This window comes from Flavobacterium sp. B167r, from assembly GCF_056824315.1.
In genome coordinates this window covers 338668-364469 of sequence record NZ_CP124859.1, presented here as the reverse complement: position 1 = coordinate 364469, position 25802 = coordinate 338668, and the positions used below count along the sequence as shown (strand labels likewise).

Sequence of the window (25802 nt, the reverse complement as noted above, 5' to 3'; positions counted from 1 at the left end):
TTAGATTTGGTAAATTATTATTTAAAGAATTATTTCCAAGATATTATGTCAAAAATAGCTACATTAGAAATAGATGGTAAAAAGATTGAACTTCCGGTAATCACAGGAAGCGAAAACGAATCAGCTATCGATATTAACAAATTACGTGATTTAACAGGTGTTATTACAATTGACCCAGGATACAAGAATTCTGGATCTTGTACAAGTGAAATCACTTTCCTAGATGGAGAAGAAGGAATTTTACGTTACAGAGGATATTCAATCGAAGATTTGGCAGAGAAAGCTAGTTTCTTAGAGGTTTCATATCTTTTGATTTTTGGAGAATTACCTACAACATCACAATTAGAAGACTTCGAAAATGGTATTAAGAAACATTCTTTGGTAAACGAAGAAATGAAAAATATCATTGACGGTTTCCCTAAAACAGCTCACCCAATGGGAGTGTTATCTGCTTTAACAAGTGCTTTAACAGCTTTTAATCCTAAAGCGGTTAATGTTGATAACGAAAAAGAAATGTATGAGGCTATTTGTAAAACAATGGCTAAGTTTCTTGTAATTGCTACATGGACTTACAGAAAATCTATGGGGTATCCTTTAAACTACTATGATAACACAAAAGGTTATGTAGAAAGTTTCATGCAATTAATGTTTAAATTGCCTACAGGACCTTATGCTGCAAATCCAGTAATTGTAAACGCTTTAGATAAATTATTTATTCTTCATGCAGATCATGAGCAAAACTGTTCTACTTCTACAGTTAGAATGGTAGGCTCTTCTCATGCTGGTTTATTTGCATCAGTTTCTGCGGGAGTTTCTGCACTTTGGGGACCGCTTCACGGTGGTGCTAATCAAGCTGTACTTGAAATGCTTGAAGAAATTAATAAAGACGGTGGAGATACTGATAAATTCTTAGCGAAAGCAAAAGATAAAAATGATCCATTCCGTTTAATGGGATTCGGACATAGAGTTTACAAAAACTTTGACCCAAGAGCTAAAATCATCAAAAAAGCAGCAACTGAAGTATTAGAAACTTTAGGTGTTGAAGATCCGATTTTAGAGATCGCAAGAAAATTAGAAAAAGCAGCTCTTGAAGATGAATACTTCAAAGCAAGAAACTTATATCCAAACGTTGATTTCTACTCTGGAATTATCTACAGAGCTTTAGGAATTCCAACAGATATGTTTACTGTTATGTTTGCAATTGGAAGACTACCAGGTTGGATTGCGCAGTGGAAAGAAATGCGTGAAAACAAAGAACCAATCGGAAGACCAAGACAAATTTATACAGGACATCCTTTACGAGAGTTTAAGTCTAATAAATAAAAAACGAAAGCTTCACTTAACTGTGAAGCTTTTTTTATATTTGCTCAAAATATAATAAAGTTATGTTGCAATTAAATGTAAAGAACGAAACGTCTCGACTTCGTGCTGTAGTTCTGGGTTCTGCTGTTCATAATGGACCAACTCCAACTATAGAAGAGGCTTATGATCCTAAATCATTGGAACATATAAAAGCAGGAACTTATCCTATAGAAAAAGATATGGTTGCTGAAATGGATGCTTTTAATGCTGTTTTCCAAAAGTATGATGTAACTGTTTATCGTCCGGAGATGATTGAAAATTATAATCAGATTTTTGCTCGTGATATTGGGTTTGTAATTGATGATGTTTTTGTAAAATCGAATATTCTGCCAGATAGAGAAAGAGAATTAGATGCAATTCAATATGTAATTGATCGGATCGATCCAGTAAAAGTAGTTCGTCCGCCAGAAGAAGTTCATATTGAAGGTGGAGATGTTATGCTTTGGAATGATCATATTTTCATTGGAACGTACAAAGGAAGTGACTATAAAGAATATATCACTGCAAGAACTAACATGCATGGAGTAAACTATATTAAATCGTTATTTCCGAATAAAATTGTTAAGGAATTTGATTTAGTAAAATCTAAATTAGAAGCAAGAGATAATGCACTGCATTTAGATTGTTGTTTTCAGCCTGTTGGAAAAGATAAAGGTATTATCTATAAAAGAGGTTTCCGTGAAGAAGCAGATTATTTATACCTAGTAAATCTTTTTGGAAAAGAAAATCTATTTCATATTGAAAGAAACGAAATGTACAATATGTTCTCAAACGTGTTTTCAATTGATGAAAATGTAGTGGTTTCTGAAAAGAATTTTACTCGTTTGAATAACTGGCTTCGCGAAAATGGTTTTACTGTTGAAGAAATTCCATACGCTGAAATTGCAAAACAAGAAGGTTTGTTGAGATGTTCAACGCTTCCGCTAATTAGAGACTAAAAATTAGTTTCAAGTTTCAGGTTTCAAATTGCCAAAAACTTGAAACCTGAAACTTGGAACCAAAAAAATATAAAAATCATGAGACAAACTACTAATGCTATCGTGATGATTCGTCCAGTTGCATTCAGAATGAATGAACAGACGGCTGTAAATAATTATTATCAAAAAGTATTAGACGGACTTTTACCAAGTACCGTTAATGCTAAAGCGCAACAGGAATTTGACGCTTTTGTCGAAAAACTGAGAAACGTTGGAGTAGATGTGACTGTTGTAGATGATAATTTGGAGACTGATACTCCTGATAGTATTTTTCCAAACAATTGGGTTTCATTTCATGAAAATGGAGATGTAGCGCTTTATCCAATGTTTGCTGAAAATCGTCGTCAAGAACGTCGTGAAGATATTTTGGATACTTTGGAAGAAAAAGGATTCGAAATTGCTAATATCATGGATTATACTTCTGCAGAAGAAGATGGTATTTTCTTAGAAGGAACAGGAAGTTTGCTGTTAGATAGAGCAAACGGAAAAGCATACTGTGCATTATCTCCAAGAGCGGATGAAGAATTATTTATAGAATTCTGTGAAGATTTTGATTATGCTCCGATTATTTTTGAAGCTTTTCAAACAGTTGATGGCCAACGTAAACTAATTTATCACACTAATGTGATGATGTGTCTAGGAGAAACCTTTGCGGTTATTTGTGCAGATTCTATTGATGATAAAAAAGAGCGCAAAATGGTTTTGGATAATCTAAAAGATGATAAAAAAGAAATCATTTTGATTACAGAAGACCAAGTAAATAATTTTGCTGGAAACATGCTGGAAGTTCGAGGGAAAGATGATAAGCGATACATTGTTATGAGTGCATCGGCGCATCAAAGTTTGACTCCGAATCAAATTGCTCAATTAGAAAATCATGCAGAAATTTTGAGTTCAAGTCTTGATACAATTGAAGCTTGTGGAGGTGGAAGCGCAAGATGTATGATGGCAGAGGTTTTCTTGCCAAGAAGTTAAAATAAAGAATGTTAAAAAAGAAAGGCATAAAATCAAATTTGATTTTATGCCTTTCTTTTTTAACAGTATCCAAATTAAAAATTTCCTTTAATAATATTTACAATTGCGCTTACAATATATTGAATGCCGATTGAAATAACGATAAAGCCAACAATTCTAGAGATTGCAACAATTCCAGAAGCTCCCAGAATTCTAGCGAGATAATGTGCGCTTTTTAAAATGGCAAAAATAGCCACTGCGATTGCAAGGATAGCTAATGAAGAAATTATAATTTCGTTTAATTCGTGATGCTCTTGATAAAAGGCAATTAAAAGCGACATAGATCCAGGCCCTGCAAGCATTGGTATTGCTAAAGGTGTTAATGCAATATCATTTCTGTGTTGTGCTTCGTTTTCAATTTTTTTATTGATTCCTCTTTTTTTGTTAAACTTGCCAGAAAGTAAGGAAAAACCAGAGTTTACAATTACGATTCCGCCTGCAATTCTTAAGGCATCTATGCTAATTCCGAAAAAACTCAAAACATATTGGCCAATGAAATAAGAAACCAATAATATGATAAAAACATTGATTGCAGTCCAAAGTGAGATTCGTGATCTTTCTTTTTGAGAATCGTGTTGGGTTAGTCCAACAAAAATTGGCACAGTTCCAATCGGATTTAATACTGAGAATAAAGCGGCAAATAAGTAGATAAATAATTCCATATAATATTGGTTAGTGGAGTAAATGTAGTTATTTTTTGATGCTTTTGCATGAAATTATGTTATGATAATATTTTTATTGTTATCAATTCTGAATCAAACGAATAAAGTTAAATCGTTCTTTTTTGATTACTTTTGCAGTCTAAATAAAAATTATGAAAAATAAAAAAACATTAGTTATTGGAGCCTCAACAAATCCAGAACGTTATTCATTTAGAGCTGTTAATACGTTAGTCGGAAAAGGGCATTCTGTATTAGCGATTGGTCAAAAAGCAGGAGAAGTTGCTGGAGTTAAAATTCAAACCAAGACAATCCCAGTTAAAAATATTGATACCATTACTTTGTATTTAAATCCTGTTCGTCAGAGAGATTATTATAATTACATTATTGAAGCACATCCGAAACGAGTAATTTTCAATCCTGGAACTGAAAACCCAGAATTGTATCAATTATTAGAATTAAATGATATTCAGAAGGAGGTTGCTTGTACATTGGTTTTATTGGCTACAAATCAATATTAAACTTTCAAGATTTCTATACAATAAGTTTAGTGTTCGTAATATTGTTAAAATACTTTCATTTGTATTGATAAAAGAAGGGCTTTTCGTAATAATTTTTCAATATTGTTAGGCCTTGAATTTAATGGCTGTAATGTAGGCTAAACCATTAAAAGTATTACTTTTGTCGTCATGGAATTTTCATCAAAATTAATTGAAAAAGCAGTAAACGAAATGTCACAATTGCCTGGTATAGGTAAGCGTACAGCACTTCGATTGGTTCTTCATCTGTTAAAACAGCCAAAAGAACAGACTGCGTTTTTATCTCAAGCATTATTAAATATGCGTGAGAATATTAAGTTTTGCGAAAGTTGCCATAATATTTCTGACACGAAAATTTGTGAGATTTGTGCTAATCCAGTGAGAAATCATGAAACAATATGTATTGTGGAAGATATTCGTGATGTCATGGCGATAGAAAATACTGGGCAATTTAAAGGTATATATCATGTACTTGGCGGAAAAATTTCTCCTATTGAAGGAGTTGGCCCTAATCAATTAAATATTTCTAGTTTGGTGACAAAAGTGAAATCTGGAAATGTCTTGGAAATTATTTTTGCATTAAGCTCAACTATGGAAGGGGATACAACAAACTTTTATATCTATAAGCAAATTGCAGATTCTGAAATTACCATTTCAACGATTGCGAGAGGAATATCAGTTGGAGATGAATTAGAATATGCAGATGAAATAACATTAGGACGAAGCATCCTACATAGAGTGCCTTTTGAAAAAACATTTAAAAACAATTAATTAAACCCCAAATAGCAGTTAGTTTTTCTTGATTTTGAACGGAAAAATATATTTGCGATAAAATTGAACGAATGACAAAAAATAGCTTTTTTCTATTCTTATTAATTTCAACGTTATTTACCTCATGTATTCCTATTAAAGATTTGGTTTACCTTCAGGATAAAAATAATTCAAGTGAGCAAGCGGCAATTGCGGCAGTAGAATCAAAACCATATCGATTACAAGTAAATGATGTTATAAGTGTTAATCTAAAAGCAATTGATCCCAAATTGGTTTCTATTTTTAATGCAACAGAGGGGCAAACAGGAAAGTCAGAGACGGGTCTTTATTTTGATGGATTTACAGTTGATGATCATGGAAATATTAGAATGCCAATTCTTGGAGAAATTAACGTAATTGGTTTTACTCTTGAAGAAGTTCGTTTAAAAATTGAGAAGAAATTATTGGAAGAATATTTTAAAAGCGAAGCCAATATATTTGTAACTGTTAAGTTAGCTGGTTTTAGATATACTATTAATGGGGAAGTCGGGAGTACAGGAACAAAGACATTATTTAAAGATAATTTAACTATTTTAGAAGCTGTTGCAAATGCGGGAGATATAACCACGGTTGGTAATAGAAAAGAAGTGATGATAATTCGTCAGGCCCCAACAGGGGTTCAAATGCACAGTATTGATCTTACAGATGTAAATGTAATGAAATCACCATATTATTATTTGCAGCCAAACGACTACATCTATGTGAAACCACTGAGACAAAAAACTTGGGGAACAGGCCAAACAGGAATACAGTCTATAGGAACAATAATTACATTATTGTCTTTAGCGACCACAGTTTATCTAATTATAAAATAAAATAGATTTTTTAGAATGTTAGACATTAAAGATTTTGCCATTTTTGAAAATCATTCCAATTTTGATTTTAAAGGTTTTTTGTTGAAAATTGTGAGTTACTGGAAATGGTTTCTAGTAAGTTTGATCATTACTTTTACAATTGCCTATCAAGTAAATATTCGTAAAGAAAAAATTTATGGAATGCAGACTATGGTCTCCATAAAAGAAGAAAGCAATCCATTTTTCACATCAAATACAAGTTTGGTTTTTAATTGGGGAGGAACTTCAGATCAGGTAAATGGGATTTCTACAATTTTACAATCAAGATCGCATAATGAAAAGGTAGTAGATAAGCTCAAATTTTATATTGATTATTTAGAACAAGGAAAGTATAACTTAATAGACTCTTACGGAGCAGTACCATTTTATATTGATATTGATAAAACAAAGGGACAGCTTTCAGGCTCATTGATTAGCATAAAGTTTCTAAGTGAAAACGAATATCAAATCGAAATTCCATTTGAAAACAATTCAGTTTCCCTGATTACATATAGCAACAATTCTTACAGCAATACATCAGTTCAACCTGTAACTTTTATTAAGAAGTATAAAATAGGAGAGAGTGTTAATCTTCCATTTTTGAATTGGAAACTTCAAATAGTAGATAATCCAGGATTTTATAAGGGAAAGGAATATTTTGTTAGATTCAATGATTTTGACGGAACTGTATCTCGATATAAAGGTATTAATGTAGATTCAGGTAAAAGTAGTGGGTCATTATTAACCTTGTCACTACAGGGTACAAATAAAGCAAGGATGGTTGATTATTTGAATTCTACTGTAAAAATGCTTATGAAAATGCAATTAGATGGGAAGAACCAATTTGCAACAAACACAATAAGGTTTATTGATAGTACGCTTATTGCAATGGAATCTCAGCTTAAGCAAACTGGCAACGAACTAAAGTCTTTTCAAAAGGATAAAAATATTTACCAAATTGAAGATGGTGGTGCTAAAGTTTCAGATAAAATAATGAATTTTGATGCCGAAAAAGACCAGATTACGAGAAAAATAGCCTACTATAATTCGTTAAAAGCCTATTTAAATAATAGTGTCGATTATTCTAGATTACCTGCTCCTTCTGTTGCGGGAATTGAGGATCCAAATATTATTTCCAATGTTTCTAAGCTTATAGCGCTTTCTACTCAAAGATCAGAAATGGCTTATGCTGTAAAAAGTGAAAAAATATTTAAAGATTTTGATAACCAAATGATTGCTTTAAAAAATGTTCTTCAGGAGAATATAGTTACAGCAAAAGCTTCTTTAAGATATGACTTATCTCTGATAAACGCTAAACTAGGTGAGGCAGAAAGTACTGTTAAAAAATTACCTGCGGAACAGCAAGAGTTATTAAAAATCAAGAGAAAATATGATTTAAATGATAATATTTATACAGAATTTCTTCAAAAGAGAAATGAAGCAGAGATTGTAAGAGCTTCTAATCTGTCAGATATTCACTTTATTGATCCGGCAAAAGATATAGGTGGAGGTTTAATTGGACCCAAAACTTCTGTGAATTATGTAACGGCTTTGTTTTTAGGAATTTTAATTCCCTTATTGTTCGTTTTGGTGATTTTCTTTATTAATAATTCAATTCAGAATGTTGAAGATATTAATAAACTGACTCAAATTCCATTGCTAGGAGTAATTGGTGTCAACAAGGATTCAGGCAGTATGGCTGTTCTGGAAAAACCAAAATCAGCTCTTTCAGAATCATTCAGAGGGATACGATCTTCGCTTCAGTTTTTATATAAAAAACAGCAAGTTAGTGGAGCCAAAACATTAATGATAACTTCTTCAATAAGTGGTGAAGGAAAAACATTTTGCTCTATAAATATAGCGACTGTCTTTGCCTTAAGCGAAAAGAAAACAGTAATTGTTGGTTTGGATTTAAGAAAGCCAAGGTTGGCAGATGAATTTGAATTAAAATCATCTTTAGGAGTAGTCAACTATTTAATAAAACAAAATAAATTAGAAGAAATTATTAATCCAACACAAATTCCAAATTTGGATGTAATACTTTCAGGGCCAATTCCACCAAATCCGTCAGAGTTAATTTTAAGTGATGGAATGACAGAATTGATTGATGAGTTGAAGGAAAAATATGACTATATAGTTTTAGATACTCCACCGGTTGGTTTAGTAGCAGATTCATTAGAATTGGTTCAATTTGCAGATGTGATATTGTACATTGTGAGACAGAATTATACTAAGAAAGATATGATAACGTTATTGAATAATAGACTTAAACGTGGAGAATTAGCGAATGTGAGCATTGTATTGAACGGTTATGAAAATAAAGCAAAGTATGGTAGCGGCTACGGTTATGGTTACGGGTACGGAGCTTATTCAAATGGTTATCATGAAGAGGAAGTCAAAGATGGATACTGGAAGACATTTTTAAATCGAATAAGAAAAAGCTAAACTTTTATAGATGGAAGGTAAAACAAAAAATACAATTTTAATTACGGGAGGAGCTGGATTTATAGGCTCTAATTTAACCGAGTATTTTTTAGGCTTGAATTATAAGGTAATTTGTCTTGATAATTTTTCAACGGGTCATCGTCATAATTTAAAAGATTTTTTAGAAAACCCAGATTTTAAATTAATTGAAGGTGATATTCGAAATTTAGCTGACTGTAATTTGGCAGCGGAAGGAGTAGACTATGTTTTACATCAAGCAGCTTTAGGTTCTGTTCCTCGGTCGATAAAAGATCCAATTACGACAAATGAAGTAAATGTCTCTGGTTTTTTAAATATGCTGACAGCAGCACGAGACGCTAAAGTAAAACGATTTATATATGCTGCAAGTTCTTCAACTTATGGAGACTCGCAAGGATTGCCAAAAGTTGAAGATGTTATAGGAAAACCATTGTCGCCTTATGCAATTACTAAATATGTAAATGAGTTGTACGCTGAAATCTTTAGCAAGACATATGGATTAGAGACAATTGGACTTCGTTATTTTAATGTTTTTGGAAGAAAACAAGATCCAAATGGAGCTTATGCAGCGGTAATTCCGAAATTTGTCAAGCAATTTATGAATCATGAAAGGCCAATAATTAACGGAGACGGAAATTATTCTCGCGATTTTACATATATAGACAATGTCATTCAAATGAATGAATTAGCAATGACTTGTCAAAATCCAGAAGCTATTAATTCTGTTTATAATACTGCATTTGGAGACAGGAACACCTTAAATGACTTAGTCAAATATTTAAAAGAATTCTTAGCAGATTTTGATCCAAAAATAAAAGATGTACCCGTTATTTATGGAGGGAATAGAGCGGGAGATATTCCTCATTCGTTGGCAAGTATCGAAAAAGCAAAAAAAAATCTAGGTTACAATCCAAAATATTCTTTGCAAGACGGATTAAAAGAAGCTGTTGAATGGTATTGGAATAATTTAAAATAACCCTAAGATCAAGATAATATAGATCAAATGAAAATTACAAAAATTTGCTGCATTGGTGCAGGATATGTTGGTGGGCCTACAATGGCAGTCATTGCTCAAAAATGCCCACACATTCAAGTTACAGTTGTTGATTTAAACGAACAAAGAATAGCAGATTGGAATGATCCAAATCCTGAAAATATTCCAATATATGAACCAGGACTTTCTGAAATTGTAGCAGAAGCAAGGGGCAGAAATTTATTTTTTTCGACTGATGTAGATAAAGCAATAGACGAAGCTCAAATGATATTTATTTCTGTAAATACGCCAACCAAAACTTATGGAAAAGGAAAAGGAATGGCGGCAGATTTAAAATATATTGAGCTATGCGCAAGACAAATTGCAAGAGTAGCAAAACAAAATAAAATTGTAGTTGAAAAATCAACTCTGCCAGTTAGAACTGCTGAGGCGATTAAAAGTATATTAGACAATACTGGAAATGGTGTTCAATTTCAAATTTTATCGAATCCAGAATTTTTGGCAGAAGGAACTGCAGTTACAGATCTGTTAAATCCAGACCGAATTTTAATTGGTGGCGATACAACTCAAGAAGGGCAGGAAGCTATTAATTCATTAGTAGAAGTTTATTCAAATTGGGTAAATAAAGATCAAATTTTGACAACAAATGTTTGGTCATCAGAATTATCTAAACTTACTGCAAATGCATTTTTGGCACAACGTATTTCTTCAATTAATGCAATGTCGGAATTGTGTGAGAAAACTGGAGCAGATGTAAGCGAGGTTGCAAAAGCAATCGGGATGGATAGTAGAATTGGACCTAAATTCTTAAAAGCTTCTGTAGGATTCGGCGGTTCTTGTTTTCAAAAGGACATTCTGAATTTAGTATACATAGCAAAGTCATACGGGCTGAACGAAGTAGCTGACTACTGGGAACAAGTTATTATTATGAACGATCATCAAAAAAGAAGATTTTCTAATAAAATTGTTCAAACATTATATAATACAGTAGCGGATAAGAAAATCACTTTTTTAGGTTGGGCTTTCAAAAAAGATACAAACGATACAAGAGAGTCAGCTGCAATTTATGTTGCTGATGATTTAATAAATGAACAGGCGAAAATATCAGTTTTTGATCCGAAAGTTTCAAGAGGCAAAATGTTGAGTGATCTTGATTATCTACAAACAAGATCAGCGGAAGAAAACGCAAAAGCGATAAATGTGTTTGATAATGCATATGAAGCATGTAAAGATGCGCATGCAATTGCAGTTTTAACAGAATGGGATGAATTCACTATTTATGACTGGAAAAAGATTTACGATTCTATGCATAAGCCAGCTTTTATTTTTGACGGAAGAAATATTTTGAATGCTAAACAATTACAGGCGATAGGATTCGTTTATAATGGTATTGGATCATAAAAAGGTTGGTGTTTATAAAGAGAAGAAGTGATAATGTCTTGCTTCTTCATAATTAAAAAGAGATGAATTGGTACGTAGTTTATACAAAACCGAAATGGGAAAAGAAAGTTGCCGATAAACTTAATCAACTGGGAATAGAATGTTATTGCCCGTTGGTTATTCAGGTAAAGCAATGGTCAGATCGTAAAAAGAAGATTGAAGTTCCTCTTTTTAATTCTTATGTCTTTGTTCAGTTGCCCGATTCAGATCGTAATTTAGTTTTTCAAGCGCAAGGAATCGTTAGGTATTTGTTTTGGTTAGGAAAACCAGCAATTGTTAAGGATGAAGAGATTGAAATTATTAAAAAAAGTTTAAAAGATCCCAATCTAAGTGAAGTTTCGGTTTCGAGTATTCAAGTAGGAGATAAAATTAAATTAGAATCAGGAGCGTTTAGCAATCAAAATGCTACTGTGCAAGAGATTTCTAATAATTATTATGTATTAGTATTGGAAGCTTTGGGTTGCGTTTTGAAAATAAAATATAAATAATTATATTTTTAAGGAGTATTAACAGGAGAAAAAGTCTTTTTAAGAAAATTTTTCTTCTGTTTTTTTTATAAGGTATTTATTTACAGTCTGATTAATAAGTTGTTGTAGATATTATCTTTTATGTAATTTGCTGTTTTTTTAGTAATACAGTAAACGGTATTGAATAACTAGAGTTATTATACTATATTTGCGCGAAAATCATTAATTTAGGTATCTGAGTCAAAGTTATGTGACTGAGAACGGCGAAGCTGTGAGTTTTAGTGACCAGATTAAATTAAAAAATATGAAGTTGGAAAATAATGTAAAAATAGCGGTTATTGGTTTAGGCTATGTAGGATTACCCTTAGCGCGATTATTTGCTACAAAATATCCGGTAATTGGTTTTGATATAAATGAATCTAGAGTTAGTTCTTTAAAATCAGGAACCGATACAACTTTAGAAGTAGAAGATGAAGTTTTACAGCAGGTTTTAGTAGATAAACCAAGTGAAACAGAAGGATTGTACTGTACTACCTCTTTAAATGATATAGCTGAATGTAATTACTACATTGTTACAGTTCCTACCCCAGTTGATAAAAACAATAGACCAGATTTAACACCTCTTTACAAATCTAGCGAAACCGTTGGTAAAGTTTTAAAAAAAGGAGATATTGTTATTTATGAGTCGACTGTTTATCCTGGAGTAACGGAAGAGCAATGTGTGCCTGTTTTAGAACGAGTTTCTGAATTAAAATTTAATGAAGACTTTTTTGCTGGATATTCGCCAGAGAGAATAAATCCAGGAGATAAAGAGCATACAGTCGAAAAAATATTGAAAGTAACATCAGGTTCAACACCAGAAATAGGATTAAAAGTAGATGCTTTATATAAGTCAGTAATTACTGCTGGAACACATTTAGCACCGACAATAAAAGTTGCCGAAGCAGCAAAAGTTATTGAGAATTCACAACGAGATATTAATATTGCTTTTGTTAATGAGTTAGCTAAGATTTTCAATTTAATGAATATTGATACCCAAGAAGTGCTAACAGCTGCCTCGACAAAATGGAACTTTTTACCTTTTAAGCCGGGTCTTGTTGGAGGACATTGCATTGGTGTAGATCCATATTATTTGGCACAAAGAGCACAAGAGTTCGGTTATCACCCTGAAATAATCTTAGCAGGAAGACGTCTGAATGATAGTATGGGAGAATATGTAGCTTCACAAATAGTGAAGTTAATGATTAAAAAAGGTATTTCTGTTAATGGTGCTGAGTTACTAATGCTTGGGATTACTTTCAAAGAGAATTGTCCAGACGTAAGAAATACTAAAATTGTTGATGTAGTAAAAGCATTAAAGGATTATGGAATAGCAGTTACTGTTTTTGATCCTCTTGCAAATGCTGATGATGTTAAAAAAGAGTATAATTTAGTAACCCTAAGTTCTATACCAAACAATAAATTTGACGCATTGGTATTGGGAGTTGCTCATACAGAGTTTCTTCAGATAGATCTTTCAAGTTTACAAAAAGAAAAAAGTTTAATTTATGATGTAAAAGGAGTTTTAGGATCTTTAGCTGATAATAGACTTTAGAATTTAAACTTCTTTTTTAATTAAAATATATGAATTCAGATAAAACTATAACGCACGTAATCCTTACAGGAGGAGTTGGAAGTAGATTATGGCCGCTTTCTCGTAAAAGCAGGCCAAAACAATATCTTGAAATATTTGAAGAGAAATCTTTGTTTGAAATGACTGTTGAGCGAAATAGTCATTTAGCCAATAAAGTAATGGTTGTTGGAAATGTAGATAATCATCAACTAAGTGGGAAAGTAATGCAAAAAACAAGTACTTCTTATTTAAATATTATTGAAGCAACACCAAGAAATACCGCTGCAGCAATTGCTTTTGCAGCATTTGCATCTGAACCGGATGATATTCTAGTAATTACTCCTTCTGATCACATTATTGACCAAATGGAGAATTATAATCAGGCAATAAGCGAAGCTGTATCAAAAGCTAATGATGGATTTATCGTGACTTTTGGTGTTATTCCAACGAAACCAGAAACAGGTTATGGTTATATTGAAGCAGAAGGGGACAATGTAATTTCTTTTCGTGAGAAGCCAAATGAAACTACAGCAAAAGAGTTTATATCAAAAGGTAATTTTCTATGGAATAGTGGAATGTTTTGTTTTAAAGCAAGTGTTCTCCTAGAAGAATTGAAAAAATTCCAACCTGATGTTTATGAGAAATCAAAAAAAGTGTGGGAGGAGAGTAAAGATGGGTTTTTAGATTTAGATTTATCAATGGAAATTCCTTCAATAAGTATTGATTATGCAGTAATGGAACGAAGCAAAAAAATCAAAGTTGTTCCTGCCTCTTTTTCATGGTCAGATTTAGGCTCATTTGAATCGGTATATGATTATTTAAATTCAAAAGGCCATCCAACAGATTTGAATGGTAACATGGTTATTGGATGTAGTAAGCATACTACCTTTTTAGGTTTGAAAAATACTATTTTTGTTTATACTGAAACAGCAAATCTAATTTTGCAAAAAGAAAATTCACAAGATGTGAAAGATGTATATACCGAATTGGAAAAACAAAATTCTGAATTACTAAATTAGACAACATTAAAATGAAAAAAATACTTATAACTGGAGGTGCTGGTTTTATTGGTTCTCATGTAGTTAGACGTTTTGTGAATAAATATCCAGAATATCAAATTTTCAATTTAGACGCATTAACCTATGCGGGAAACCTTGAAAATATAAAAGATATTGAGAATGAATCTAATTACACTTTTGTAAAAGGAGATATTATTGACGAAAGTTTTATAAATAAACTTTTTGAACTTCACAACTTCGACGGAGTTTTACATTTAGCTGCAGAATCTCATGTAGATCGTTCGATTGAAGATCCTTTGGCATTTGTAAAAACAAATGTTATTGGAACAATGAATTTATTAAATGCTGCTAAAAATCAATGGAAAGATAATTTTGATGGTAAAAGGTTTTATCACATAAGCACAGATGAAGTTTATGGCTCATTAGGAACAACAGGACTGTTTACTGAAGAGACTCCTTATGATCCAAATTCTCCATATTCAGCTTCAAAAGCAAGTTCAGACCATTTTGTTAGAGCTTACGGAGAAACTTACGGACTTCCATATGTTTTAACTAATTGTTCAAATAATTATGGATCATATCATTTTCCTGAAAAATTGATTCCTCTTTTTATTAATAATATTATAAATAATAAGCCATTACCTGTTTATGGAGATGGAAATTATACTAGGGATTGGCTTTTTGTAGAAGACCATGCAATTGCAATAGATTTAGTTTTTCATGAAGGTAAAAACCATGAAACCTATAATATAGGAGGATTTAATGAATGGAAAAATATTGATCTGGTTAAATTGTTATGTAAAATTATGGATAGTAAACTAGGAAGAGAAGCTGGTGCTTCTGAAAAACTAATTATTTATGTAAAAGACAGACCGGGTCATGATTTGCGTTATGCTATTGATGCCTCAAAAATTAATAAAGAATTAGGTTGGAAACCTTCAGTTACTTTTGAAGAAGGTTTAGAGAAAACCATTAATTGGTATCTGAATAACGAAGAATGGTTGCAGAATGTAACATCTGGTTCTTACAAAGATTATTATCGAAAACAATATTCATAAATCTCATCACTCTTTTAAACCAAATTTTTAAGTTTAAAATCTAAATTATATATGAAAAAGGCAATTTACGTTCTTTCACTGTTTTTTATTTTGCTAATGTCTTTTAATGCACATGCTCAAGATATTCTAAAGTCCAATGACTTAAGTACAGTAAAGGTTGATTATATGTCAGATGACGATATAGCTAAAATTATTTCTCAATTAAAGAGTAATAAAGCAACTATAGATGATGTAGAGTCTATGGCCTTATCGAAAGGAATGAGTCAAGTTGAATTTAATAAATTAAAAATTAGAGTTACTGAGTACGAAAAAAAGTATTCTAAAGGCAAAGATGAGGATAAAGATAAAGAAAAGGAAGATAAATTAAAAAAGAAAGAAAAAGACTCTGATTTTAAAAGGAAACAAGAGAAAATTAAAAATGAAAAAATTAAAGATTCACTAAACGCCTTGATTTTCGGATCTGAATTATTCGATAAGCCTAATTTAAATTTTGAACCAGATTTGAAAATGGCTACTCCAGTAAATTATGTTCTTGGCCCAGGAGATAAATTAGAACTTAGTGTTTATGGTGTTCAGCAATTTGACGACACCGTTTCTGTAAATTTTGAAGGAAAAATTGCTGTTCAAAATGTTGGTCAAATTTCAGTGGCAGGAATGTCTATTGAAGCTGCTTCACAAAAAATAAAAGCGGCTATAGCAAAAGTTTATAGTACAGTTAGATCAGGACAGTCGCAAGTTAGTGTAAGTTTAAGTGAGATAAGGACTATCAAAATAACAATCGTAGGAGGAAAACAGCCTGGGAATTATTCAATTTCGTCCCTCGCTTCTGTTTATAATGCTTTGCATCTAGCAGGTGGGCCAGGAAAGAATGGTAGTTACAGAAATATAGAATTAATCCGAAATAATAAGGTCTTTAAAAATATTGATATCTATAAGTTTTTAGTAAAAGGAGATCAATCAGATAATGTGAATTTAAGGGATAATGATGTAATCAGAATTCCCGCATATACTGAACGAGTTGTTGTAGAAGGTGAAGTAAAACGTCCTGGAATTTTCGAAATGAAAAAAGGAGAGAAATTTTCTGATCTTTTAAATTTTGCGTCCGGATTTAACGAGTTTGCTTACACAGCATCTGTAAATGTGCTTCAGAAAACAGGTAAAGAGTTTAAAGTTCATGATATAAATGAAAGCGAATATAATTCTTACACTCCTCAATCTGGAGATGTATTTAGAGTAACTAAAATTTTAAATCGATTTGAAAATCGTATAAAAATTGAGGGTGCAGTTTTTAGACCAGACTATTATTCTTATAATGAAGGTATGAGAATATCTGATCTTATAATACGCGCTGAAGGTCTTAAAGAAGACGCTTACACTAAAAGAGCAAGAATTATCCGTTTGAAAACTGATTTAACAACTGAAATTGTAAATATAGATTTAGGAAATGCTATGTCGGGGGATTTAAATGCTGATGTTGAATTAAAGCGAGAAGATATTATTACAGTTTATTCAATTCTTGATTTTAGAGAAGAATATAAAATTACTATTGATGGAGAGGTAAAAAATCCAGGTGAGTACGAGTATTTTGAAAATTTAACATTAAATGATTTAGTTGTTCAGGTAGGTGGATTGACGGGTTCAGCTTCTAAAAGAGTAGAAATAGCAAGAATGGTAAAGTCAGATGTGATAGATGATGCCGATCCGAAACGTATAGAATTAGTTGAACTTGAAATTACAGCAGATAATAACGAGCAAATTAAAAACTTCGTTTTAAAACCATTTGATGTTATAAATATCCGTAGGATGGCAGTTTATGAAAAACCTGAAATGGTTAAAGTTATTGGCGCAGTTACTTATCCAGGAAAATATGTTTTAGCTAATAAAAAAGAAACAGTTTATAATATTGTGATGAGAGCTGGAGGACTCACATCTATTGCAAATCTTGATGGTATGAAAATAAAAAGACCTATCAAAGAAGAACAAATAGAACAATTGGAAAATATTAATATTAGTGGAAAAAAAGAAATTAAGGAAAAAAAAGAAGCTACGACTTCTGATGGAGATGATGAAAGATTAAATGAGAAAAATAAGGATACACTTAAAAATCCTTTTGACGATAAATTTTCTAAAAAACTTAAAGAAAAAACAAAATATGCAACAATACCTGTAAATTGGGAAAAAATCGTAAAAGATAAAAATCATTATTCTAATGTTACTTTGTTTCCTGATGATGAAATTGAGGTTGCTATTTATAATGAAGGGGTGAAAGTTACAGGAAATGTATTGTTAACTTCTGAAATTCCATATAGAAGTGGTAAAGGATTTAAATATTACATTAATTCTGTTGGGGGAGTAAACAGTAAGGGATGGAAAAGAAAATCATATATTGTTTATCCAAATGGTAAAGCTGCTGTGACAGGCTCTTTCTTGTTTTTTAGATCATATCCAAAAGTTACTCCTGATTCGCAAATTGTAGTTCCTGAAAAACCTGAAAAGAAAAAGATGACAGCAGGTGAATGGGTAGGTATAGGGAGTGTAATTTCTAGTTTAGCATTATTAATTCTTACAGCATTTAAATAAGTAATTTCATGGATAATTCAAATACACAAAATAATGAGGTGTCATTAAGAGAATTATTAGAAAAGGCAGTAGAGTGGTGCAGATATTTGCTTTCAAACTGGAAAATTATTTTATTAGTTGGATTAGTTGGAGCAATATTAGGATTAGGCTATTCTTTTTCTAGAAAAACAATTTATACCGCAACGCTTTCTTTTGCATTAGAGGATGATAAATCTGGAGGATTAGGAGGAGCATTAGGCTTTGCTAGTTCTTTTGGTTTAGATTTAGGAGGAAGTGGAGGTGGAATTTTTACTGGATCTAACCTGACAGAATTGTTTAAGTCAAGGGCGATGGTCGAAAAAACTTTGTTATCACCTATTACTTTAGATGGGAAAAAGATTTCTTTAGCAGAAATGTATATTCAAAAAAACGATTGGCGTAAAAACTGGAATAAAGACCCTAAATTGGCTGGCATTGAATTTCTTCCAAATGATGATCGTACAAAATTTACGAGAATTAAAGATAGTATTATTGGAGTTATGTATAAAAATCTATCCCAAGGAACTTTGAAAGTAGGTCAAAAAGATAAAAAAGTTGCTATTGTAAATATTGATGTTTCTTCTCAAGATGAATTGTTTTCGAAATACTTTTGTGAAGCCTTAGCAAGACAAGTCGGATCTTTTTATGTTGAAACAAAAAGTAAAAAAGCGAGAATTAACATGGATATTTTAGAGCGTCAAGTGGACTCTATTAGAAAAGAATTAAATGGGGCCATTACTGGGGTAGCGGTTGCTACTGATAATACTTTTAATTTGAATCCGGCATTAAATATTCGACGTGCTCCTTCTTCTAGAAGACAAGTTGATGTACAAGCCAATACTGCCATATTAACAGAATTAGTTAAACAAGCTGAATTGGCTAAGGTAACTTTAAGAAAAGAAACACCATTAATTCAGGTAATTGATAGACCAATTTTGCCATTGCCTAAGGAGCGTTTTGGAAAAATAAAAGGCATATTTATTGGTGGCTTTTTAGGTGGCTTTTTAATTGTTTTCTTTTTAATCTTTAGGAGATTATTGAAACACTTAATGGAGTAGATTTATTGATATGAATAAATAAAATGAAAAATTATACTTTAAAAGTTCATGAAGTTCGTAAAGAAACTGATGACACAGTAACAATATGCTTTAAACAACCTGGGCTAAAAAAAATAAAGTATTTAGCAGGTCAATATTTAACTCTTCAGTTTAGAATTAATGGTAGAAGATATATTAGACCTTACTCATTTTCTTCAACACCTATAATTGATTCTACCCTTGATGTAACAGTAAAGAGGGTACCTGGAGGTATTGTATCTAATTATATTAATGATACTATAAAGGCTGATGATGTAATAGAGGTTCAGGAGCCTTTAGGCGACTTTGTATTTGAAACAGATGAATCAATAAAATCCATAATTTTCTGGGGCGTAGGAAGTGGTATAACCCCTCTTTTTTCAATAATTAAAGATTTATTAGTTAATAAGCCTCTAATCAATGTTTATTTAATCTACGGGAATAAATCTAATTCATCTGTAATTTTTAAAGACCAATTAGAGAAATTGAAACAGAATTACGTAGATCGCTTTAAGATTTATAGTTTTTATTCAAAAGAAGACTTTTTTGATGAAGATTCACATAATTATCGTGGAAGAATCAATTCAAAATTCATAGAAAGGCTATTAGGAAGTATTGAATATCCAACACAACATTATATTTGTGGACCTGTTGGACTTAAAAATATAGTAAAGCAATCATTAATTGATCTTGGAGAAGGCATAGAAAACGTGTTTTCTGAAGATTTCGAACTAGTTAAAAACCCTGAGGATTTTAAAGATATAGTTGATCAAGAGATAGTTTTAAAATTTAAAGAAAGTGACAATAAAATAATTGTAACTAGTGGTAATTCTATTTTAGAAGAAGCTTTAGAGGCAGGTCTGGAATTACCTTATTCTTGTCAAACAGGGAATTGCAGTACTTGTAAGGCAATTGTTAAATCAGGACAAGTAATAATGATCGGATTAGATAAACCTAGAAAAGACTTAAGAGAGAATGAATTCTTGCTTTGTTGCAGTTATCCTTTAACGAGTGATGTTTGTTTAGAAATATAAAGTAAAAAAAAGATAATGAAAGTAGTAATTTTTGCGGGTGGTTTTGGCACACGCCTTATGGAAGAAACAGAGGCTAGGCCTAAACCAATGGTAGAAATTGGTGGAAAGCCAATTTTATGGCATATTCTTAAAATGTTTGAACAGCATGGTTATAATGAGTTTGTAATTTGCTTAGGATATAAGGCAACTTTTATCAAAGAATATTTTTATAATTATTATTTACATAATTCAGATGTTACTATTGAATTAGCTAATAATAACATTAATGTTCACTATTCAGAGACAGAATCATTTAAAGTAACTTTGATAGATACCGGACTTTATACAAATACGGCAGGGAGATTGAAACGTATTCAGAAATATGTGAAAGATGAGACTTTTATGCTTACCTATGGTGATGGTGTTGCTGATGTTGATTTGTCTGAATTGCTCAAGTTTCATAAATCTCATGGTAGATTGGCTACTTTAACAAGTGTTCAAGTGCCTGGTCGTTTTGGTAATTTAGAAATTAATTCTCATGGAGAAGTAGATAGCTTTGTAGAAAAACCTGCTGGTGACGGGATGTGGATTAATGGTGGCTTCTTTGTCCTAGAGCCTGGTATTTTTAAATACCTTGAGGGAGATGTCGAAGATGTACAGTGGGAAAAAGAGCCATTAGGGGCTATAGCAAATGATCAGCAATTGGCAGCTTTTAAGCACAATGGATTCTGGAAGTGTATGGATGCACTCCGTGATAGAGTTGAATTAGAGGAAATGTGGAGTTCTGGCAAAGCAAAATGGAAAACATGGTAGAATCATTATTTCAGAAGTTAAAACAGACATATAGCGGAAAAAAAGTTTTTTTAACTGGTCATACTGGTTTTAAAGGATCTTGGATGTTAAAAACGTTATCTCTCTTAGGAGCAGATACTAAAGGTTATGCATTAGAACCAAATACTAAAAACGATTTATTTTATTTGATAAATGGAAACTCTATCTGTGATTCAGTAATAGCTGATTTAAGAGATAAAAAACGTTTAGAGAAAGAAATTATTGACTTTCAGCCTGACTTTGTTTTTCATTTGGCAGCACAACCCTTAGTTCGATTATCATATGATATCCCTTCAGAAACATTTGAAGTTAATGTTATAGGGACAGCAAATGTTCTTGATGGTGTTCGCTTGTTAAAAAAGAAATGTGAAGTTGTACTTATCACTACAGATAAAGTGTATCATAATAATGAATGGATTTATCCTTATCGAGAAAACGATAGGTTAGGTGGATATGATCCTTACAGTGCAAGTAAGGCATGTGCTGAGTTAGTAATAGACTCCTATCGTAATTCTTTTTTTAATAGCAAGACTTATGGTGTTCATAACAAGTCACTTGCTGTTGCGAGAGCAGGAAATGTTATTGGTGGTGGAGATTGGTCAAAAGATCGTTTAATTCCTGATGTGGCTAAAGCATTTGCAATTGAAAAACCAGTAGTTATACGAAATCCAAATTCAGTAAGGCCTTGGCAACATGTTTTGGAGCCAGTCGTGGGATACTTATTATTAGGTTCAAATTTAAATGAAAAACCATTAGATTTCAGTCAATCTTATAATTTTGGGCCTCATCTTTCTGATGCATTACCAGTTGAAGAAATGTTAAAATTGACAATTAAAAGTTGGGGTAAAGGTGAATATGTTATTGAAAATGACGAAGCTCAACCACACGAAGCAGGGCTCTTGAAATTAGATATCAGTAAAGCAATATCAGAATTGAAATGGCAACCAAAAATGAATGCTGAGCAGGCAGTGAGCATGACAATGGATTGGTATAGTGAATTTAATAATAATCTTCATTCTATAAATTCCTACACAGAATCTCAAATTATTAATTTTATTAATGCGTAAAGTTTTAATAACTGGTATTACTGGTTTTTTAGGTTCTCATTTAGCTGAAAATCTTATAGCTAATGGTATTGGTGTAATTGGTTTGAAACGTAAAAATTCCGATACTTGGAGATGTGAAGAATTTAGTAAGAGGATAGAGTGGGTCGATATTGATGAAGACGGATTATTTGAAAATCAATTAAATCAGTACTCATTTGATACAATAATTCATGGTGCATGGATTGGCGTGGAAGCTGATAATAGAAATAATTGGATTGAACAATCTAAAAATATTACTTTTTTTGTTAGAATATTAGAAGTTGCAAAAAAAGTTGGTGTTAAAGAGATTATTTTTTTAGGATCGCAAGCTGAATATGGTTTTATAGAAAGAAAAATCGATGAAGATTTTCCCGCAAGAGCTTTAAATGCTTATGCAGGTACGAAACTGGCTTGTTTAGAACTTATGAAAAGCTTCTGCCTTACAAATAATATAAATTGGATTTGGTTAAGAATTTTCTCTTTATTTGGTGAAAAAGAAAATTCAAATTGGCTTATTCCCTCCTTAGTGAATTCAATGTTGAAGGACAATGAAATGAATCTCACTTTTGGCGAGCAAAAATATTCATATATGTATATTAAGGATTTTGCCGAAATAATTAGAAAAATAATAATCAAAAATGTAGATTCTGGAGTTTATAACATATCGTCAGATAATACTATAACAATCAAGTTATTAATTGAAAATATAAAGAATTATGTTAATCCAGATTTCATTTTGAATTTTGGATCTCTAAATTATAGAGAAGGCCAATCGATGCATTTGGAAGGTAATATTGAAAAAATAACTTCTCAAATTGGAAAAATAGAATTTTCAAATTTCGATGTTGCTTTAAAGCATACTTTGAATTATTATTTAAAAAAATAAATTATCATGAAAGCTTCTGATTTTATTGCTGATTTTTTGATGAAAAAAGGAATCAAAAGTGTATTTGAATTATCTGGTGGTATGATAACTCATTTACTGGATTCATTAAATCAAAAAACAGATATAAATATAATAACAATGCATCATGAGCAAGCCGCTGCTTTTGCTGCTGAAGGATACGGTAGAATTACGGGCTTACCAGGCGTAGCTTTGGCTACATCAGGACCAGGCGCTACAAATTTATTAACAGGTATTGGTAGTTGTTATTTTGATTCTACTCCAGCAATTTTTATTACTGGTCAAGTAAATAGACATGAACTAAAGGGAGATAGAGAGATTAGACAGCTAGGTTTTCAAGAAACAGATATTGTTACAATGGCAAAGCCAATAACTAAAGCTTGTTTTCAAATAAATGATGCCGGTGAGATTCCAAATGTGTTTGAAAGTGCTTTTAAAATAGCATTGGAAGGTAGGCCAGGTCCAGTTCTAATCGATATTCCAATGGATGTTCAACGAATTCAAATAGAAGATAATTCTTTTGTCAACAATAGTATTAAATATTCAGAAATTGATTCTTCCGTTTTAGAAAATTTAATCCAAGATATCAAAAAGGCTAAAAGACCACTTATTTTATCAGGTAGAGGAATAAAAGCAAGTAAAAGCCAAGATTTATTCGAGGAGTTTTTAAAAGAAACAAAGATTCCTGTAGTTACTACTCTTTTAGGATTAGATTCTATTAGTTACGATAATTTGCAACGAGTAGGATTTATCGGGAGTTATGGTAATAGATGGGCAAATATTGTTTTTGGAGAATGTGATTTACTAATTGTTTTAGGAAGTAGATTAGATATTAGACAAACAGGAGCGGATACTAAATTTATTGAAAATAGAAAAATATATCATATTGACTGCGAAAAAGGAGAAGTTAATAATCGTGTTAAAGGATGTGAAGCCATTATAACGGATTTAAATTTTTTCTTTAAAGATTTTAAAAAATCAGCATCTAAAATCTCTTTTGTTTTAAATGAAGAATGGAATGATTATATAATTAATTTGAAAAATATCTGGCCAGATATTAAAGAGCTTGATCCTAAAGGGATTAATCCTAATGCCTTTATGCATTTACTTTCTAATAAATCTAAGAAAGCAAAAGTTTATTTGGCAGATGTTGGAAGTCACCAAATGTGGGCAGCACAATCGTTAGAACTATATGATGGACAGCATTTTTTGACCTCAGGAGGAATGGGGGCTATGGGATTTTCATTACCAGCAGGAATTGGGGCAAGTATTGCATTGAATAATAAACCTGTTGTTGTTTTAGTGGGAGATGGTTGTATGCAAATTAATATCCAAGAATTACAAACAATTGTTAGGAACAAACTGCCAATAAAAATCATTGTTTTAAATAATAGAACTTTAGGAATGATAAGACAATTTCAGGATAGTTATTTTGAATCTCGTTATCAATCAACTTATTGGGGATACGATGCACCTGATTTTGCTAAAGTGGCTATTGCTTATGGAATTGAATCAAAAACAATTGAAAGTCATGGAGAAATTGAAGAAGCAATTGATTGGTTATGGAGTATTGAAAATGAAGGCAAACCCCAATTACTTCAAGTCATGATTGATCCTCATACAAATACGTATCCTAAAATTGCTTTTGGAAGGCCAATCACAGAAATGGAACCATTTGCTAAGCCAATAGCAATGGAAGCTACATAAAAAAAGAAAAAAAACACTGTTAAAGATAAAATCATATGTTACAAAATTTAAAAGAAGATTCTCTAATAAATAGTTTAAGGGAAATAGCAAAAAAGAAATCAACTCAAGTTATAATTGCTGGAGAAAACTATATACCAGTTACAGGTAAAGTGTTAGATGAGGAAGATATTCTAATGGGAGTAGATGCCGCTCTTGATGGTTGGTTAACTGCGGGTCGTTTTGCTAATAAGTTTGAGGCTGATTTCGCGGCTTATTTTGGAGCACATAGATCATTATTAGTTAATTCAGGTTCTTCTGCCAATTTAGTAGCTTTTTATGCTTTAACTTCTCCAAAATTAGGTGAAAGAGCCATTAAGCCTGGTGATGAAGTTATTACTGTAGCAGCTGGTTTTCCAACTACTGTAAATCCAATAATTCAATTTGGTGCCATTCCTGTATTTATAGATGTTGACATTGCTACACACAATGTTAAAGCAGATATGCTCGAAGCAGCAGTTACACCTAAAACAAAGGCTATAATGATAGCTCATTCCCTTGGAAATCCATTTGATTTGGATGAAGTAATGCGCGTTGCTAAGAAATACAATCTTTGGGTTGTTGAAGATGACTGTGATTCACTTGGAGCAACTTATAAAGGAAAAAAAACAGGAACATTTGGAGATATAGCTACATTTTCTTTTTATCCAGCGCACCATATTACAATGGGAGAAGGTGGGGCTGTTTTAATAAACAATCCAGTTTTATCAAAACTTGCAGAAAGCTTCCGTGATTGGGGACGTGATTGTTATTGTGAGCCAGGAAAAGATGACACTTGTGGATGTCGTTTCGGGCAGCAATTAGGTACATTACCATATGGATATGATCATAAGTACACTTATTCACATATAGGATTTAATCTTAAAGTGACAGATATGCAAGCCGCTTTTGGAGTATCTCAAATAAAAAAAATAGATCAGTTTGTACAACGTAGAAAAGAAAACTACGCAGCCTTGTATGAACGTATGAAAGAATTTGAAGAGGTATTTATACTTCCAGAACCAACTCAAAATTCAGAACCATCTTGGTTTGGCTTTTTATTAACGCTTAGAGAAGGAGATGCAAATGATCGTCATATGTTAGTGCAACATTTAGAAAAAAATAAAATTGGTACACGTTTATTGTTTGGAGGTAATTTACTAAGACAGCCTGCTTATGCTAATATTGAGCATCGTGTTGTTGGTGATTTAACAAATACAGATACTATTATGAACCAATCATTTTGGTTAGGTGTTTGGCCTGGGTTAAATGAGAGCCATTATGATTATATAGCAAATGTTATTCGTGAATATTTAAATTCTTAAA

At 31.8% G+C, this 25802-nt stretch carries 22 protein-coding genes; 21 read left to right on the top strand and 1 reads right to left on the bottom strand.

The window, feature by feature from the left end:
* Window positions 1-45: 45 nt before the first annotated feature.
* The 3 genes from QLQ96_RS01740 to ctlX all read left to right on the top strand — a co-directional run bounded on the left by QLQ96_RS01740 (window position 46) and on the right by ctlX (window position 3314).
* On the top strand, window positions 46-1323 hold the full coding sequence (locus tag QLQ96_RS01740) for a citrate synthase (RefSeq protein WP_482494190.1): 1278 nt from the start codon (window positions 46-48) through the stop codon (window positions 1321-1323).
* A 62-nt stretch (window positions 1324-1385) separates the two neighbouring features.
* Entirely contained in the window at window positions 1386-2300 is a 915-nt protein-coding gene (locus QLQ96_RS01735) for a dimethylarginine dimethylaminohydrolase family protein (RefSeq protein ID WP_482494189.1), read from the top strand.
* Between the two features lie 78 nt (window positions 2301-2378).
* Window positions 2379-3314, top strand: coding sequence for a citrulline utilization hydrolase CtlX (ctlX, locus tag QLQ96_RS01730; RefSeq protein ID WP_482494188.1), 936 nt, complete (start codon window positions 2379-2381; stop codon window positions 3312-3314).
* A gap of 74 nt (window positions 3315-3388) precedes the next feature.
* On the opposite strand, the gene QLQ96_RS01725 is transcribed toward ctlX, so the two are convergent.
* Window positions 3389-4015, bottom strand: coding sequence for a MarC family NAAT transporter (locus QLQ96_RS01725; protein WP_482494186.1), 627 nt, complete (start codon window positions 4013-4015; stop codon window positions 3389-3391).
* Window positions 4016-4167: 152 nt separating this feature from the next.
* On the opposite strand from QLQ96_RS01725, the gene QLQ96_RS01720 reads away from it, so the two are divergent.
* The 18 genes from QLQ96_RS01720 to rfbH all read left to right on the top strand — a co-directional run bounded on the left by QLQ96_RS01720 (window position 4168) and on the right by rfbH (window position 25801).
* A complete protein-coding gene (locus tag QLQ96_RS01720) occupies window positions 4168-4533 on the top strand; it encodes a CoA-binding protein (RefSeq protein WP_482494183.1) in 366 nt (121 codons plus the stop codon).
* Between the two features lie 168 nt (window positions 4534-4701).
* Window positions 4702-5322, top strand: coding sequence for a recombination mediator RecR (gene recR, locus QLQ96_RS01715; RefSeq protein ID WP_482494182.1), 621 nt, complete (start codon window positions 4702-4704; stop codon window positions 5320-5322).
* Window positions 5323-5393: 71 nt separating this feature from the next.
* Entirely contained in the window at window positions 5394-6176 is a 783-nt protein-coding gene (locus tag QLQ96_RS01710) for a polysaccharide biosynthesis/export family protein (RefSeq protein ID WP_482494180.1), read from the top strand.
* Window positions 6177-6191: 15 nt separating this feature from the next.
* Window positions 6192-8639 (top strand): polysaccharide biosynthesis tyrosine autokinase, encoded by a 2448-nt coding sequence (locus tag QLQ96_RS01705; RefSeq protein ID WP_482494179.1) that lies wholly within the window; start codon window positions 6192-6194, stop codon window positions 8637-8639.
* 10 nt (window positions 8640-8649) lie between these two features.
* Window positions 8650-9633 (top strand): SDR family oxidoreductase, encoded by a 984-nt coding sequence (locus QLQ96_RS01700; protein ID WP_482494177.1) that lies wholly within the window; start codon window positions 8650-8652, stop codon window positions 9631-9633.
* Window positions 9634-9660: 27 nt separating this feature from the next.
* Complete coding sequence (locus tag QLQ96_RS01695; protein ID WP_482494176.1) at window positions 9661-11052, top strand: UDP-glucose 6-dehydrogenase; 1392 nt, start codon at window positions 9661-9663, stop codon at window positions 11050-11052.
* Window positions 11053-11114: 62 nt separating this feature from the next.
* Entirely contained in the window at window positions 11115-11579 is a 465-nt protein-coding gene (locus QLQ96_RS01690; RefSeq protein WP_482494174.1) for a UpxY family transcription antiterminator, read from the top strand.
* A 283-nt stretch (window positions 11580-11862) separates the two neighbouring features.
* Window positions 11863-13152 (top strand): nucleotide sugar dehydrogenase, encoded by a 1290-nt coding sequence (locus QLQ96_RS01685; protein WP_482494173.1) that lies wholly within the window; start codon window positions 11863-11865, stop codon window positions 13150-13152.
* Window positions 13153-13181: 29 nt separating this feature from the next.
* Complete coding sequence (locus QLQ96_RS01680) at window positions 13182-14189, top strand: mannose-1-phosphate guanylyltransferase (protein WP_482494172.1); 1008 nt, start codon at window positions 13182-13184, stop codon at window positions 14187-14189.
* An 11-nt stretch (window positions 14190-14200) separates the two neighbouring features.
* Window positions 14201-15247, top strand: coding sequence for a dTDP-glucose 4,6-dehydratase (rfbB, locus tag QLQ96_RS01675; protein ID WP_482494171.1), 1047 nt, complete (start codon window positions 14201-14203; stop codon window positions 15245-15247).
* 51 nt (window positions 15248-15298) lie between these two features.
* Window positions 15299-17827: an SLBB domain-containing protein gene (locus tag QLQ96_RS01670; protein ID WP_482494169.1), complete on the top strand. Its 2529-nt coding sequence runs from the start codon at window positions 15299-15301 to the stop codon at window positions 17825-17827.
* An 8-nt stretch (window positions 17828-17835) separates the two neighbouring features.
* A complete protein-coding gene (locus QLQ96_RS01665) occupies window positions 17836-18903 on the top strand; it encodes a Wzz/FepE/Etk N-terminal domain-containing protein (RefSeq protein WP_482494167.1) in 1068 nt (355 codons plus the stop codon).
* Between the two features lie 23 nt (window positions 18904-18926).
* On the top strand, window positions 18927-19955 hold the full coding sequence (locus tag QLQ96_RS01660) for an FAD-binding oxidoreductase (protein ID WP_482494166.1): 1029 nt from the start codon (window positions 18927-18929) through the stop codon (window positions 19953-19955).
* Between the two features lie 15 nt (window positions 19956-19970).
* On the top strand, window positions 19971-20747 hold the full coding sequence (rfbF, locus tag QLQ96_RS01655; RefSeq protein WP_482494164.1) for a glucose-1-phosphate cytidylyltransferase: 777 nt from the start codon (window positions 19971-19973) through the stop codon (window positions 20745-20747).
* Window positions 20741-21832 (top strand): CDP-glucose 4,6-dehydratase, encoded by a 1092-nt coding sequence (gene rfbG / locus QLQ96_RS01650; RefSeq protein WP_482494162.1) that lies wholly within the window; start codon window positions 20741-20743, stop codon window positions 21830-21832. Before rfbF ends, rfbG begins: the two co-directional genes overlap by 7 nt.
* Window positions 21825-22736, top strand: coding sequence for an NAD-dependent epimerase/dehydratase family protein (locus QLQ96_RS01645; protein WP_482494160.1), 912 nt, complete (start codon window positions 21825-21827; stop codon window positions 22734-22736). Before rfbG ends, QLQ96_RS01645 begins: the two co-directional genes overlap by 8 nt.
* Before the next feature lie 6 nt (window positions 22737-22742).
* A complete protein-coding gene (locus QLQ96_RS01640) occupies window positions 22743-24461 on the top strand; it encodes a thiamine pyrophosphate-binding protein (RefSeq protein WP_482494159.1) in 1719 nt (572 codons plus the stop codon).
* A gap of 35 nt (window positions 24462-24496) precedes the next feature.
* Entirely contained in the window at window positions 24497-25801 is a 1305-nt protein-coding gene (gene rfbH, locus QLQ96_RS01635; protein WP_482494157.1) for a lipopolysaccharide biosynthesis protein RfbH, read from the top strand.
* Window position 25802 lies beyond the last annotated feature (1 nt).